Below are 14519 nucleotides of genomic sequence, written 5' to 3' on the forward strand. Positions count from 1 at the left end.
CGACTGTCGGCGGGAAGTCGACTGTCGGCGGGAAGTCCACTGTCGGCGAGAAGTCGGCTGTGGGCGGGAAGTCGGCTGTGGGCGGGAAGTCGGCTGTGGGCGGGAAGTCGGCTGTCGGCGGGAAGTCGGCTGTGGGCGGGAAGTCGGCTGTCGGCGGGAGGTGGGGTCGGGTCGGGTGGGTGCGTCTCAGGGGCAACTAGGCTGGCCCCATGACGAGCATCCTCTCGGCGGTGGCCTGGCCCTACGCCTCCGGCCCGCGCCACATCGGGCACGTGGCCGGCTTCGGCGTTCCTTCCGACGTCTTCTCCCGCTACATGCGCATGGCGGGCCACGACGTCCTCATGGTCTCCGGCACCGACGAGCACGGCACCCCGATCCTCGTCGCGGCCGACGCCGCGGGCGTCTCCGCCCGGGAGCTCGCCGACCGCAACAACCGCCTCATCGTCGAGGACCTCGTCGCGCTCGGCCTGTCCTACGACCTGTTCACGCGCACGACGACGCGCAACCACTACGCCGTCGTCCAGGAGATGTTCCGCGCCGTCCACGAGAACGGCTACATGGTCGAGCAGACCACCCAGAGCGCCATCTCCCCGTCCACCGGCCGCACCCTGCCCGACCGCTACATCGAGGGCACCTGCCCGATCTGCGGCTACACCGGCGCGCGCGGGGACCAGTGCGACAGCTGCGGCAACCAGCTCGACCCCACCGACCTCATCGACCCGCGGTCGCGGATCAACGGTGAGACCCCGCAGTTCGTCCAGACCCAGCACTTCTTCCTCGACCTGCCCGCGCTGGCCGAGGCGCTGGGCGAGTGGCTCGACGGGCGCGAGGCCTCGGGCACGTGGCGGCCCAACGTCATCCGCTTCTCCAAGAACATCCTCGCCGAGATCCGCCCGCGCGCGATGACCCGTGACATCGACTGGGGCATCCCGGTGCCGCTGGACGGGTGGCGCGACCAGCCGACCAAGCGGCTGTACGTGTGGTTCGACGCCGTCATCGGCTACCTGTCCGCCTCGATCGAGTGGGCCCGCCGCACCGGCGACCCCGACGCCTGGCGCCGCTGGTGGAACGACCCCGAGGCCCTGTCCTACTACTTCATGGGCAAGGACAACATCGTCTTCCACTCCCAGATCTGGCCCGCCGAGCTCCTCGCGCACAACGGCGAGGGCGAGCGCGGGGGCAAGCCCGGCGAGTACGGCGTCCTCAACCTGCCCACCGAGGTCGTCTCGAGCGAGTTCCTCACGATGGAGGGCAAGAAGTTCTCCTCCTCGCGCGGCGTCGTCATCTTCGTGCGCGACGTCCTCGAGCGCTACCAGCCCGACGCGCTGCGCTACTTCATCTCCGTCGCCGGCCCGGAGAACCAGGACTCCGACTTCACCTGGGCGGAGTTCGTGCGCCGCACCAACGGCGAGCTCGTCGCCGGCTGGGGCAACCTCGTCAACCGCACGGCCTCGATGATCCACAAGAACATCGGCCAGGTGCCGCCCGCCGGTGAGCTCACCGACGCGGACCGCACCCTCCTCGACCAGGTCGAGGCCGGCTTCGCCACCGTCGGGGACCTCATCTCGCGCCACCGCCAGCGTGCCGCGATCTCCGAGGTCATGCGCCTGGTCGGCGAGGCGAACAAGTACATCACCGACATGGAGCCGTACAAGCTCAAGGACGAGTCCCAGCACGAGCGCCGGGCCACCATCCTCCACGTCGCCGCGCAGGCGGTCAGCGACCTCAACGTCATGCTCAGCCCCTTCCTCCCGCACAGCGCCAACACCGTCGACGCCGTCATCGGCGGCACCGGCGACGTCGCCCCGCTCCCGCGGGTGGAGGAGGTCGAGGACCTCGACGGCGGAGCGGCCTACCCCGTCATCACCGGTGACTACACCGGCGTGCCGTCCTGGGGCCGGCGCCCGGTCCGCGTGGGGGAGCCCGTGGCCAAGCCGGTCCCGGTCTTCACCAAGCTCGACGAGTCCGTCGTCGAGGAGGAGCTCGCCCGCCTCGGCGTCGACGCCTCGTGAGCCCGCGCGAGCGTGGCTGGCCGTCGCTGCCCGAGGCGCTGCCCGCCGCCGTCGTCGACAACCACACCCACCTCCCCGTGGGGGCCGACGAGGACCCGGGCGTGCGGGACGGCGCGGACCCGCTGAGCCTGCCGGAGCAGCTCGAGCGGGCGGCGTCCGTGGGCGTCACCCGGATGGTCCAGGTGGGCTGTGACCTCGACACCCTGGCCGGCAGCGTCGCGCTCGCCGAGCAGCACCCGCCGGTCGTCGCCGCGCTCGCCATCCACCCCAACGAGGCGCCGCTCCACGCGGGCGTGCGCGAGGTGGCCGCGGACGGGCTGGACCCGGCCGTCGCGCCACGGCACGAGACGTCGCTGGACGACGCCGTCGCCCGGGTCGCCGAGCTCGCCCGCCACGAGCGGGTCCGGGCGATCGGGGAGACAGGCCTCGACTTCTTCCGCGGCGGTGAGCAGGCCCGGCAGGTGCAGCGGGCCGCCTTCCGTGCGCACATCGCCCTCGCCAAGGAGCTCGGGCTGGCGCTGCAGATCCACGACCGCGAGGCGCACGAGGACGTCGTCGAGATCCTCCTCGCCGACGGCGCACCCGAGCGGACGGTCTTCCACTGCTTCTCCGGGGACGTCGGGCTGGCCCGCGCCTGCGCCGAGCACGGCTGGTACGTGTCGGTCGCCGGGCCGGTGACCTTCAAGGCGAACGACACGCTGCGCGCCGCCGTGCGTGAGGTCCCCCTCGAGCTGCTGCTCGTCGAGACGGACGCGCCCTACCTCACCCCGGCGCCCCACCGGGGCCGCCCCAACGCGCCGTACGTCCTGCCGCTCACGGTGCGGCGCCTGGCCGAGGAGACCGGCACCGAGCTCAGCGGGTTGTGCCACCGGCTCACGGCGAACACCGAGGCGGTCTACGGCACCTGGTAGACGACCTCTTTCGTCACTCCAGTCACACCAGTCACAGGGGTATCTTTCTGCACCAGCATGCGGATCCGGTTGCCTTTCCCATCAGGTCACGAATCGGTTACGGTCTACCGCAGGTCAGTCACCACCCGGCGTCACGACGAGCCGGGTGCCCTCCCTCCAGACAGGACCCTGCTGTGTCAGATGCCGTCAGGCGCGCGCGCCACCGCGAGGTGGCAGCGCCCGCGAACCACGTCCGCACCGTCGCCCGGCGCGGTCTGCACGCCGCTGTCCTCGCCGTCATCGCCGGTGGCACCGTCGCCTTCGCCGGCACCACCGCCCCGGACGCCTCCGCGCCGGGCGCGGCCGTCACGGCGAGCGCCTCCGCCGAGGCCGTCTCGATCGACCGGGCCGTCGCCGGCCTCGCCGCCTCCCGCTTCGAGGCCCGGACCTCGCTCGAGGGGGTGGCCGTCGAGCTCGTCATCGACGGTGCGGCCGAGCAGCTGACCACGCAGGCCGCGACGGTCGCCGAGCTCCTCACCAGTGCGGGCGTCCTCGTCGACCAGGACGACGTCGTGTCCGCACCGCTGTCCACGCCCCTCACCGCCGGCATGACCGTCGAGGTGACGACCGTCGACGTCGTCGACGAGCACGTCACCGACACCGACGAGCACGAGACGGTGGAGGAGGAGGACGAGTCCCTCCCGCGCGGTGAGCGCGAGGTCGTCACCGAGGGCGTCGACGGCGTCACCGCGACGACCTACCGGATCACCATGACCGGCGGTGAGGAGACCGGCCGTGAGGTCGTCGCCCGCGCCGTCGTCTCCGAGCGCGTCGACGAGGTCGTCAGGGTCGGCACCGCCGAGCCCGAGCCCGCGCCCGAGCCCGAGCCGGCCGCGCCCTCCTCGGGTGACTCCTCCGCCGCCTCGGTGCCCGCCGCGGCGGCACCCACCGGCGGCAGCCCGAAGGCGATCGCCGCCGACATGGTCGCCGCGCGCGGCTGGGGGAGCGACCAGTACAGCTGCCTCGAGGTGCTGTGGGAGCGCGAGTCGAACTGGAACCACACCGCCCAGAACCCGAGCTCCGGCGCCTACGGCATCCCCCAGTCGCTGCCCGGCTCGAAGATGGCCTCGGCCGGCTCCGACTGGCGCACCAACCCCGCCACCCAGATCACCTGGGGGCTGGGCTACATCAGCGGCCGGTACGGCACCCCGTGCGGCGCCCTCGGCCACAGCAACTCCCACGGCTGGTACTGAGCCGCCAGGGGCGTAGCACGTGGTGAGTGACCTCACGTAGACCGCCACGTAACGATTGAATTACAGTCACCTGCGGGCCTCAACGGGTCCCGTGTCGCCCCAGGTGACGCACACAGCCGGATCAGACCCCTCCCGCGGCGCTCGAGCCGTGCCGGGCAGGCCGCCCCCGGGCGACCGGCCTCGTCTGTGCCGGGACGCGCAACCCCTAGGAAGTCCGTGCTCTCTCACGACGCGCTCGACCAGACCCCCTCCACCGACGCCGCGCCCCGGCGCCGTCGCCTCCGCGCCGTGCTCGCCACGGTCGGTGCCGCCGCCCTCGTGACCGGTGGCGGCGTGGCCGTCGCCTCGGCCCACAAGACCGTCGCGCTCGACGTCGACGGCGTCGAGCAGACCGTCTCGACCTTCGCCGGCTCCGTCGAGGGCCTCCTCGACGAGCACGACGTCACCGTCGGTGCGCACGACGCCGTCGGCCCCGAGCTCGACGCGTCGCTGGACGACGGCATGCTCGTCGTCGTCCGCAGCGCCCGGCAGATCCGGGTCGACGTCGACGGTGAGCAGCGCGCCATGTGGACGACCGCCCAGACCACGGGCGAGGCGATCCAGTCCTTCGGCGAGGCCGGCCGGCAGATCACCGTCGCCGCCTCCCGCTCCCGTGACGGGGGCCGCGAGGCCCTCGACATGCCGCTCGTCGACGGCGCGCCGGTCGAGGTCGTCGCCGACGGCGAGACCCTGCGCGTGAGTCCCGCGGGCGAGGCGCACCTCGACGAGGTCCTCGAGCTCGCGGGCGTGACGGTCGGCAAGCTCGACGGCGTCGTCGTCGGCACCGGTGAGGACGGCGTCGTCCAGGTCACCGTCAGCCGCGGCACCCACGCGCTCGAGACCGACGCGCAGCCCGTGCCGTTCGAGACCACCGAGCGCGAGGACGACTCGCTCTACGTCGGTGAGCGCCGGATCGTGCAGGAGGGCGCCGAGGGGCGCCGCGTGCGCGCCAGCCTCGCCGTCGAGGTGAACGGTGAGGAGCGCGTCTCCGAGGCGAGCAACTACGTCACCGTGGTCGAGCCCGTCGCGGAGGTCGTCGCCGTCGGCACCAAGGAGCGTCCCGTCGCCCCGCCGCCCGCCGCGCCCTCCCGGGGCTCGAGCGGCGGCAGCTCGAGCTCCAGCTCCAGCTCCAGCTCCAGCTCCAGCAGCGGCAGCTCCAACAGCGGTGGCGGTTCGAGCAGCTCGGAGGACTCCGGCTCCTCCTCCGGCGGCGCCCCGTCCAGCGGTGTGTGGGCCTCGCTCGCCCAGTGCGAGTCCGGCGGCAACCCCTCGATCGTCAGCAGCAACGGGCTCTACCACGGCCTGTACCAGTTCTCGGTCGGGACCTGGCAGTCCGTCGGCGGCTCCGGGCTGCCCTCGCAGGCCTCCCCGGCCGAGCAGACCAAGCGCGCCCAGATGCTCCAGGCCCGCTCGGGCTGGGGCCAGTGGCCGGCGTGCTCGGCCAAGCTCGGCCTGCGCTGAGCCCGGAGCACGAACGACCTCGCGCCGGCAGCCCCGCTGCCGGCGCGAGGTCGTTCCACGTCCGGCGGCGACCCGGCCGACGCCCGATAGGCTCGACGCCGTGAGCCACGACCCCGCCCCCGCGCCGGCCGACCCCCTGCTCGGGCCCGCCGACGTCCGCGCGCTGTCCGCCGCGCTCGGGATCCGGCCCACCAAGACCCTGGGCCAGAACTTCGTCATCGACCCCGGGACCGTGCGCAAGATCGTGCGCACCGCCGGGATCTCCGCCGGTGACGTCGTCGTCGAGGTCGGACCCGGGCTCGGCTCCCTCACCCTCGCCCTCCTCGAGACGGGTGCCCGCGTCGTCGCGATCGAGATCGACCCGGTCCTCGCCGAGGCCCTGCCCGCCACCGTCGCCGCGCGGCTGCCCGAGGCGGCGGACCGCCTGCTCGTCGTGCGGTCCGACGCCATGGACGTCACCGAGCTGCCCGCCTTCCCCGGCGAGGGCCCCGCTCGGCCGGGCGCCCTCGTGGCGAACCTGCCCTACAACGTCGCCGTGCCGGTCCTGCTCACCCTGCTCGAGCGGCTCCCGAGCCTGCGCACGGGTCTGGTCATGGTGCAGGCCGAGGTCGCCGACCGGCTCGCCGCACCGCCCGGCTCGCGCACCTACGGCGTCCCGTCGGCCAAGGCCGCGTGGTACGCCCGGGCGCAGCGATCGGCGACGATCGGGCGCACCGTCTTCTGGCCGGTGCCCAACGTCGACTCCGCGCTCGTCCGCATCGAACGCCGTGACCCGCCGTCGAGCACGGCCAGCCGCGAGGAGGTCTTCGCCGTCGTCGACGCCGCCTTCAGCCAGCGCCGCAAGACGCTGCGCTCGGCCCTCGCGGGCTGGGCCGGCTCCGCCGAGCGCGCCGCGGCCGCCGTCACCGCCGCCGGGCTGGACCCGTCCCTGCGCGGGGAGCGCCTCGGCATCACCGACTTCGCCCGCATCGCCGAGCACCGCGGGTCGGACGCATGACGTACCCTCCCGGCGCCGTCGCCGTCCGCGCCCCGGGCAAGATCAACCTCGCCCTGCGCGTCGGCGCCCCCGACGACGACGGCTACCACCCTCTCGCCACGGTGTTCCAGGCGGTGAGCCTCCCCGAGGACGTCATCGCCTCACCCGCCGAGGCGCTGAGCCTGACCGTCGAGGGCCGCGACGCCGAGCGGGTGCCCACCGACGACAGCAACCTCGCCCTCCGGGCCGCCCGCCTGCTCCAGGAGCACACCGGCCTCACCGCCGGCGCGCACCTGCACATCGTCAAGCAGGTCCCCGTGGCGGGCGGCATGGGCGGTGGGTCGGCCGACGCCGCCGCCGCGCTCCTCGCCTGCGACCAGCTGTGGGACGCCGGGCTCGACCGCGAGCAGCTCGTCCAGCTCGCTCGCCGCCTCGGGGCCGACGTGCCGTTCGCGCTCACCGGCCTCACCGCGATCGGCTCCGGCCGCGGCGACGTCCTCACCTCCGCCATGGTCGGCGGCAGCTACCACTGGGTCCTCGCCGTCCAGGACGCGGGGCTGTCCACCCCGGAGGTCTTCGCGGCCTTCGACGACGACGGCGGCACCCACGCGCCCGCGCCCCGCCTGGACGACGCGCTGCTCGCCGCGCTCCGCGGCGGGGACCCGCTCGAGCTGGCCCGCCACCTCGCCAACGACCTCGAGGAGGTCGCCCTCGACCTGCGTCCCGAGCTCGGGGACGTCATCGCCGCGGCCGACCGCGCCGGTGCGCTGGCCGCCGTCCTGTCCGGCTCCGGCCCCACGGTCGCGGCGCTGGCCCTGGACGAGCGGCACGCCCGGTCGGTGGCCGCCGTCGTGCGGGAGGCCGAGGTGGCGAGCGAGGTGCTCGTCGTCACCGGCCCCGTCCCCGGCGCCCGCGTCCTCGAGCACGTCTCCGGCGGCTGAGAAGGCCGGCGTGGTCGGGGGGTGAGGGGCGCGCGACCTACCCTGGACGGGTGGCACATCTTCTCGGGGCCGAGGCCCTGCACCTGGAGTACCCGACGCGCGTCGTCTTCGACTCCGTCAGCCTCGGCATCGACGAGGGCGATCGGATCGGCATCGTCGGCCGCAACGGCGACGGCAAGTCGAGCCTCCTCGCCATGCTCTCCGGACGGATCGAGCCCGACGGCGGCCGCGTCACCCGCCGCGGCGGCGTGCGGATGGGGGTGCTCGACCAGAGCGACACCCTCGACCCCGCGCTCACCGTGGGCCACACGATCGTCGGTGACCGCCCCGAGCACGAGTGGGCCGGGGACGCCCGGGTGCGCGACGTCATCGACGGACTCGTCTCCGACCTCTCCTGGGACGCCACCGTCGGCACGCTGAGCGGCGGGCAGCGGCGCCGCGTCGCCCTGGCCACCCTGCTCGTGGGGGAGTGGGACGTCATCGCGCTCGACGAGCCCACCAACCACCTCGACGTCGAGGGCATCAGCTGGCTCGCCGCCCACCTCAAGCGGCGCTGGGCGGCGGGCGCCGGCGGGCTGCTCGTCATCACCCACGACCGGTGGTTCCTCGACGAGGTCGCGACGACGACCTGGGAGGTCCACGACCGTGTCGTCGAGCCCTTCGAGGGCGGCTACGCGGCCTACGTCCTCCAGCGCGTGGAGCGCGACCGCCAGGCCGCCGTCATCGAGGGCAAGCGGCAGAACCTCATGCGCAAGGAGCTCGCCTGGTTGCGCCGCGGCGCGCCGGCCCGCACCTCCAAGCCGAAGTTCCGCATCGACGCCGCCAACCAGCTCATCTCCGACGTGCCGCCGCTGCGCGACCGCACCGAGCTGTCCCGCCTCGCCACCGCGCGTCTGGGCAAGGACGTCGTCGACCTCCTCGACGTCTCGGTGTCCTTCGACGGCCGGGAGATCCTGCGCGACGTCGAGTGGCGCATCGCGCCCGGCGAGCGGACCGGCATCCTCGGCGCCAACGGCGCCGGGAAGTCCACCCTCCTCGCGCTCGTCGCCGGCACGCTCGAGCCCACCTCCGGGCGGGTCAAGCGCGGCAAGACCGTGCGGCTGTCCATACTCGACCAGCAGTTCACCGAGCTGCAGGAGATCGCCGGCGACCGGGTCCGGGAGGTGCTCGCGCGCACCCGCACGAGCTACGTCGTCGACGGCAAGGAGATGACGCCGGCGCAGCTGCTCGAGCGGCTCGGCTTCGCCCGCGAGCACCTCTCGGCCCGGGTGGGGGAGCTGTCCGGCGGGCAGAAGCGCCGGCTCCAGCTGCTCCTCATCCTCCTCGCCGAGCCCAACGTCCTCATCCTCGACGAGCCGACCAACGACGTCGACACCGACATGCTCGCCGCGATGGAGGACCTCCTCGACTCCTGGCCCGGCACGCTCATCGTCGTCTCCCACGACCGCTACCTCCTCGAGCGCGTCACCGACCAGCAGTACGCCGTCATGGACGGCGGGATGCGCCACGTGCCCGGGGGCGTGGACGAGTACCTCGAGCTGCGCCGCCGGCAGCAGGAGGCGCCGGCCGCGGCCCCCAGCGGGGCCACGGCCGCGAGCGCACCGACCGGCCAGCCGAGCAGCGCCGAGCTGCGGGCGGCCCGCAAGGAGATGGCGGCCGCCGAGCGGCGGCTCGAGAAGCTCTCCGCGCAGGTCGAGCGGCTGCACGTGAAGATGGCCGCGCACGACCCGGGCGACTACGGCGGGCTCGCCGCGCTCGGGGAGGAGCTGCGGACCCTCGAGGCGCAGGTCGCCGAGCAGGAGGAGCGCTGGCTCGAGCTCTCCGAGCAGGCCGGGTAGCCGGCACGAAAAAGGGCTGGGACGACGGCGGGCGTCGTCCTACCCTCCTGGCCTCGGACCGATTCCGGAAGTGAGGCCACGATGACAGCCCTCGCCCACCTGGAGCAGGCCCTGGCCGGCCGGTTCCACCGCCCCGACGCCGACGGCTTCGCCGAGCTCACCGCCAGGGAGTTCGCCGCCCTCGACGCCCCGCCCGCGGCCGTCGCGCAGGTGCGCACGACGGCGGACGTCGTCGCCGCCGTCCGCGGCGCCCGCGACGCGGGCCTCTCCGTGGCCGTCCGCAGCGGCGGCCACAGCTACGCCCACCACAGCGCGCCGGCCCCGGTGGCCTCGTCCTCGACGTGCGCGGACTCGACTCCGTCTCGATCGACCCGAACGCGCTCGTCGGCCACGCCGGGGGCGGGACCACGGCCGGCGCCTACAGCCGCGCGGCAGGGGAGCACGGGCTCGCCACCGGGTTCGGGGACGCCGGGACCGTCGGTGTCGCGGGCATCGCCCTCGGCGGCGGCATCGGGTTCCTCAGCCGCCGGGACGGACTCACGGTGGACAACGTCCTCGCCGCCGAGGTCGTGCTCGCCGACGGGAGCGTCGTCACCGCGGACGCCGAGCACCACCCGGAGCTCTTCTGGGCGCTCCGGGGCGGGGGCGGCAACTTCGGCATCGTCACCGGCCTCACCCTCCGCCTACGGCCGACGGCCGACGTCACCGGCGGGATGGTCGTCCACGAGCCGACCCCGGAGCGGCTCGCGGCAGCCGCCCGGGCGGTGCTCGACGCCCCGGACGGGCTCAGCGCGATGATCAACGTCCTCGTCGCCCCGCCGGCGCCGTTCCTGCCCGGGTCGCTGCACGGCAGGCCGATCCTGCTCGTCCTCGTGTGCTGGTCCGGCCCCGAGGCCGATGCGGCCGCGGCGCTCGCGCCCCTCCGGGCGCTCGGAGAGCCCCTCGTCGACGACATCGGTCCCCGCGCGTACACCGACATGCTCCAGGGCCCGCCCCCGTCGCCCCAGCCGCTGCACCCGGCGATGCGCACCGGGTTCACCGACCGCCTCGACGAGCAGTGGGCCGCCACCGCCCTCGACGCGCTGACCGGGGCGAGGACCTTCGCCGCCTTCAACCTCCGGCCCATGGGCGGGGCGATCGCCCGTGTCCCGGTCGACGCGACCGCGTTCGCGCACCGGCAGCGCGCCGTCATGGCGTCCGTCGCGGCGCCCACGCCCGACGTCACCGCCCTCCCCACCGCGCAGGCGTGGGCCGACGCCACGGCGAGGTCGCTCGGCCTGGTCGGCGCGGGGTACGTGAACTTCATGTCGCGGACGACGTCGCCGCCGCCTACCCCGGCGTCGTCCTCGAGCGGCTGCGGGAGGTCAAGCGGACCTACGACCCGGACAACGTCTTCCGCTACAACCACAACGTCACGCCCGCCCCCGCGGGCCCGGCCGGCTAGGAGTCCAGCGGCAGCAGGAGCCGGCGCAGCAGGCTGGTGAGCAGCTCCGCCTCGGCGGGCTCGAGCTCGGACAGCAGCTCCTGCTCGGAGAGGAGGAGGTCGGCCATCGCGGCGTCGACCGTCTCCTTGCCGCGCGGGGTGAGCCGGACGAGGACGACGCGGCGGTCGGTCGTCCCGACGGCGCGCACGACGTACCCGTGGGCGACCATCCGGTCGATGCGGTTGGTCATCGTCCCCGAGGACACGAGCGTCTCGTTGAGCAGCCGGCCCGCGGTCAGCTCGTAGGGCGCACCGGCGCGTCGCAGCGCGGACAGGACGTCGAACTCCCACCCCTCGAGCGCGTGGTCGATGAACACCCGGCGGCGGGCGAGGTCGAGGCGGCGGGAGAGACGCGAGACCCGGGAGAACACGTGCAGCGGGCGCGGGTCGAGGTCGGGGCGCTCCCGGCCCCACGCCGCAACGATGCGGTCGACCTCGTCCTGACCCGGGAGCATGCCCCGAGATTACTCGACATCGAGATAAACGGCCGGACCCCGAGGTCGCTGGGAGCGGGCGGATGCGCCGAGAGCCGGATTCCTCCACGGAGGGATCCGGCTCTCGGCGGCGGGGTGGGCGGTGTCAGCCGCGCAACGCCTCAGTGAGCTTCATGCGGCCGCCGGTGTGGAGGACGCCGCGGCGGTAGACCCGCCCGGCGATCCACACGAGCACCGGGATCGTCACGAGCGCGATGGCGATCGACAGGAGCAGCTCCCACGTCTCGACACCGCCGAACACGTCGCGCACCGGCATCATGAACGGGGAGAAGAACGGGATCTGCGACAGGACGCGGACCACGGTGCTGTCCGGGTCGTTCGTCACCATGAACATCGCCAGGTAGTACGGGACGAACATGAGGAACATGAGCGGCGTGGTGACGGCGCCGATCTCCTCCTGGCGCGAGATGAGCGCCGCGAAGCCGCCGAAGAGCAGCGAGAACACGATGAAGCCGAGGAAGAACCACAGGAGGACGAGGAGCATCGTCCCGCCGAGGTCGATCTCGAAGCCCTCGAGCAGCCCGGTGGCCCAGGCGGGGATCGCCGCGGCAGCGCTGAGCACCACGACCTGGACGAGGCTGACGATCCCGATGCCGAGGATCTTGCCCGCGAGGAGCTCGGAGGGCCGGATCGTCGCGAGGAGGATCTCCACCACGCGGGAGGTCTTCTCCTCGACGACGCCCATCGCGATGAGCGAGCCCGAGCCGATGAGCGCGAAGAGGAGCAGCGAGATCGCGAGCACGGCGACGAGGTACTGCGGGCCGAACTGGTCGGCGTCCTCGTCGGTCTGGACGCTGGCGACCTGCGGGCCGGCGGTCGCGAGGGCCTCGTTGAAGGCCTGCGGGTCCCCGCCGAGGTCGCTCACCTGGGTGGCGAGGACGTGCGCCTGGACGGCGCTGGTGACGACTGCGAGGAGCTGCTGGTCGGCCTGCCCCTCGACGAGCATCTCCGGGTTCGCGGGGTCCCCGCCGAGGAAGGCGTCGAGGTCCTCGGCCAGGCGGGGCTCGGCGTCGTCGCGGCTGAGCTGCTCGACGTCGACGGTCGTGCCGAGGGCGGTCCCGGCCGCGACGAGCTGCGGCTCGAGCTCGGCGACGCCGCTCTCGACGGCGACGGTGAAGTCCGCGGCGCCGTCGCCCTCACGGCCGGCGAAGTAGTCGAGGACGAAGATCCCGACGACGATGACGACGGTCATGATGGCCAGCGAGATGAGGTTGGACTTCGTGAAGAAGCGTGCCTTGACCTCGCGGCGCGCCACCATGGTGACGTTGGCGAGGGTGGAGTTGCGGCTGGTGCCGTCCTGCGTGCTCATGCTGCGTCCTTCTCCTCGGTCTCGCTGACGACGCCACGGAACAGGTCGGCGAGCGAGGGCACGACCGGCCCGAACTCGCGGAGCTGCCCGGCGCTGGTCGCGGCCGCGAGCAGCGGCTGCTCGACACCCGCCTCGTGGCCGGTGAGCTCGACGACGACCTCGCGGCCGTCGTCGGAGACCACACGGGCCCCCGGGACCGCCCCGGCCCACCCGGCCGGACCGCCGTCGACGACGGCCCGCCAGCGGGCGTTGGGCGTGCGCCGCAGCTCCTCCTTCGTGCCGACGGCGACCATCTGTCCGGCGCGGACGATGCCCACGCGGTCGCACAGCCGCTCGACGAGGTCGAGCTGGTGGGAGGAGAAGACGACGGGGACGCCGGCCGCGGCGCGCTCGGCGAGCACACCGCTCATCACGTCGACGGCCACGGGGTCCAGGCCGGAGAAGGGCTCGTCGAGGACGAGGATCTCGGCGTCGTGGACGAGCGCGGCGGCCAGCTGGACCCGCTGCTGGTTGCCCAGCGAGAGCTTCTCGACGTCGTCGCCGCGGCGGGCCGCGACGCCCAGGCGCTCGGTCCACTGCTCCATCGAGGCGGTGGCCTGCTTCTCGTCCATGCCGTGCAGGCGGGCGAGGTAGACGAGCTGCTCACCGACCTTCATCTTCGGGTAGAGACCCCGCTCCTCGGGCATGTAGCCGACGCGGCGGCGCATGTCGAGGTCGAGGGGCCGGCCCTTCCAGCGCACCTCGCCGGAGTCGGCGGCGAGCACGCCCAGGGCGATGCGCATCGCCGTCGTCTTGCCCGCGCCGTTGGACCCGACGAAGCCGAAGATCTCCCCCGCCCCGACGTCGAAGGTGAGATCGGTGAGGGCGCGGAGTGACCCGTACGCCTTGTTGAGGTGGTCGAACTCGAGCTGTGGCATGGCCTCTTCCGTAGGTCGCCGGGCGCGTTCGGCCCAGAGTCTAGGGGACCGGTCTCAGGCCGGATCGACCGTCAGTCGGCGGCGGAGTCGGGCAGCCCGGTCAGCCGGGGGCTCTTCTCCAGGGCGGCCAGGCCGTTCCACGAGAGGTTGACGAGGTGGGCGGCGACCGTCTGCCGGTCGGGGTGGCGCGCCTCGAGCCACCACTGCCCGGTGAGCGCGATCATCCCGACGAGCATCTGCGCGTAGATCGGCGCCGTGCTCGTCGGCAGCCCCCGGCGGCGGAACTGCTCGGCCAGCAGGTGCTCCACCTGGGTGGCGACGTCCCCGATGAGCGAGGAGAAGGTGCCGGTGGCCTGCGCGACGGGTGAGTCGCGCACGAGGATCCGGAAGCCGTCGGTGTTGAGCTCGATGTACTCGAGCAGCGCGAGCGCTGTCCGCTCGACGATCCGCTTGGGGTGCCCGCCCGTCTCGAGGGCGCCGCTCAGCGCGGCCAGCAGCTGCTGCAGCTCGCGGTCGACGATGACGGCGTACACGCCCTCCTTGCCGCCGAAGTGCTCGTAGACGACGGGCTTGGAGACCTTCGCGCGGGACGCGATCTCCTCCACGCTCGTGCCCTCGAAGCCCTTCTCGGCGAAGAGCTCGCGGCTGACGTCGAGCAGCTGCTCGCGGCGCTGGCCGGCGGTCATCCGGGCGCGGGACGTGCGAGATCGGTCACTGGTCACCCACCCATCATGCCCGTCGGGTCCCGCGCAGGGGCGGGCGGCCCACCGGGGCCTGGCACACTAGGCGCTGCGCCGCGCGCGGCGTGATCCGCCCTGGTGTAACGGCAGCACACAGGCCTTTGGTGCCTTGAGGTCCGGGTTCGAATCCTGGGGGCGGAGCCTCGCGGCCGCCCCGCGCGGACGG

Annotated in this window: 12 protein-coding genes, 1 tRNA gene and 1 pseudogene; 10 read left to right on the plus strand and 4 right to left on the minus strand. The window is 73.7% G+C overall.

Going from position 1 to position 14519, the window contains the following annotated elements; genetic code table 11:
* Positions 1-209: 209 nt before the first annotated feature.
* The 9 genes and pseudogenes from metG (at position 210) to GD632_RS16495 (ending at position 10854) form a co-directional block, all read left to right on the plus strand.
* Positions 210-2012 (plus strand): methionine--tRNA ligase, encoded by a 1803-nt coding sequence (metG, locus tag GD632_RS11655; RefSeq protein WP_152192338.1) that lies wholly within the window; start codon positions 210-212, stop codon positions 2010-2012.
* Entirely contained in the window at positions 2009-2923 is a 915-nt protein-coding gene (locus GD632_RS11660; RefSeq protein WP_152192340.1) for a TatD family hydrolase, read from the plus strand. Before metG ends, GD632_RS11660 begins: the two co-directional genes overlap by 4 nt.
* Before the next feature lie 173 nt (positions 2924-3096).
* Complete coding sequence (locus tag GD632_RS11665; protein ID WP_152192342.1) at positions 3097-4155, plus strand: aggregation-promoting factor C-terminal-like domain-containing protein; 1059 nt, start codon at positions 3097-3099, stop codon at positions 4153-4155.
* Positions 4156-4371: 216 nt separating this feature from the next.
* On the plus strand, positions 4372-5655 hold the full coding sequence (locus GD632_RS11670; protein ID WP_152192344.1) for a resuscitation-promoting factor: 1284 nt from the start codon (positions 4372-4374) through the stop codon (positions 5653-5655).
* A gap of 100 nt (positions 5656-5755) precedes the next feature.
* Positions 5756-6652: a 16S rRNA (adenine(1518)-N(6)/adenine(1519)-N(6))-dimethyltransferase RsmA gene (gene rsmA / locus GD632_RS11675; RefSeq protein WP_152192346.1), complete on the plus strand. Its 897-nt coding sequence runs from the start codon at positions 5756-5758 to the stop codon at positions 6650-6652.
* The gene (locus tag GD632_RS11680) at positions 6649-7572 is read left to right on the plus strand and encodes a 4-(cytidine 5'-diphospho)-2-C-methyl-D-erythritol kinase (protein ID WP_152192348.1); all 924 of its coding nucleotides are present in this window, start codon (positions 6649-6651) and stop codon (positions 7570-7572) included. The genes rsmA and GD632_RS11680 overlap by 4 nt, the downstream gene beginning before the upstream one ends.
* Before the next feature lie 50 nt (positions 7573-7622).
* Positions 7623-9410, plus strand: coding sequence for an ABC-F family ATP-binding cassette domain-containing protein (locus GD632_RS11685; protein WP_152192351.1), 1788 nt, complete (start codon positions 7623-7625; stop codon positions 9408-9410).
* A 332-nt stretch (positions 9411-9742) separates the two neighbouring features.
* Positions 9743-9997: pseudogene (locus GD632_RS16490) on the plus strand (FAD-binding protein); the annotation flags it as partial.
* Positions 9998-10656: 659 nt separating this feature from the next.
* A complete protein-coding gene (locus GD632_RS16495) occupies positions 10657-10854 on the plus strand; it encodes a BBE domain-containing protein (RefSeq protein ID WP_226924830.1) in 198 nt (65 codons plus the stop codon).
* Here the strand turns inward: GD632_RS16495 and GD632_RS11700 are convergent.
* The 4 genes from GD632_RS11700 to GD632_RS11715 form a co-directional block, all read right to left on the minus strand.
* Positions 10851-11348: a MarR family winged helix-turn-helix transcriptional regulator gene (locus GD632_RS11700; protein ID WP_152192355.1), complete on the minus strand. Its 498-nt coding sequence runs from the start codon at positions 11346-11348 to the stop codon at positions 10851-10853. The two genes, GD632_RS16495 and GD632_RS11700, sit on opposite strands and share 4 nt — an antisense overlap.
* Before the next feature lie 124 nt (positions 11349-11472).
* Positions 11473-12696, minus strand: coding sequence for an ABC transporter permease (locus tag GD632_RS11705; protein ID WP_152192358.1), 1224 nt, complete (start codon positions 12694-12696; stop codon positions 11473-11475).
* Positions 12693-13613 carry an ABC transporter ATP-binding protein gene (locus GD632_RS11710; RefSeq protein WP_152192360.1) on the minus strand — a complete coding sequence of 307 codons (921 nt, stop codon included), beginning with the start codon at positions 13611-13613 and terminating at the stop codon, positions 12693-12695. The genes GD632_RS11705 and GD632_RS11710 overlap by 4 nt, the downstream gene beginning before the upstream one ends.
* 71 nt (positions 13614-13684) lie before the next feature.
* Positions 13685-14299, minus strand: coding sequence for a TetR/AcrR family transcriptional regulator (locus tag GD632_RS11715; RefSeq protein ID WP_152192427.1), 615 nt, complete (start codon positions 14297-14299; stop codon positions 13685-13687).
* 123 nt (positions 14300-14422) lie between these two features.
* Here GD632_RS11715 and GD632_RS11720 point away from each other — a divergent pair.
* Positions 14423-14494, plus strand: a tRNA-Gln gene (locus tag GD632_RS11720).
* The last annotated feature ends 25 nt before the right edge of the window (positions 14495-14519 follow it).

This window comes from Georgenia satyanarayanai (assembly GCF_009193135.1).
In the GTDB taxonomy this organism is placed as follows: domain Bacteria; phylum Actinomycetota; class Actinomycetes; order Actinomycetales; family Actinomycetaceae; genus Oceanitalea; species Oceanitalea satyanarayanai.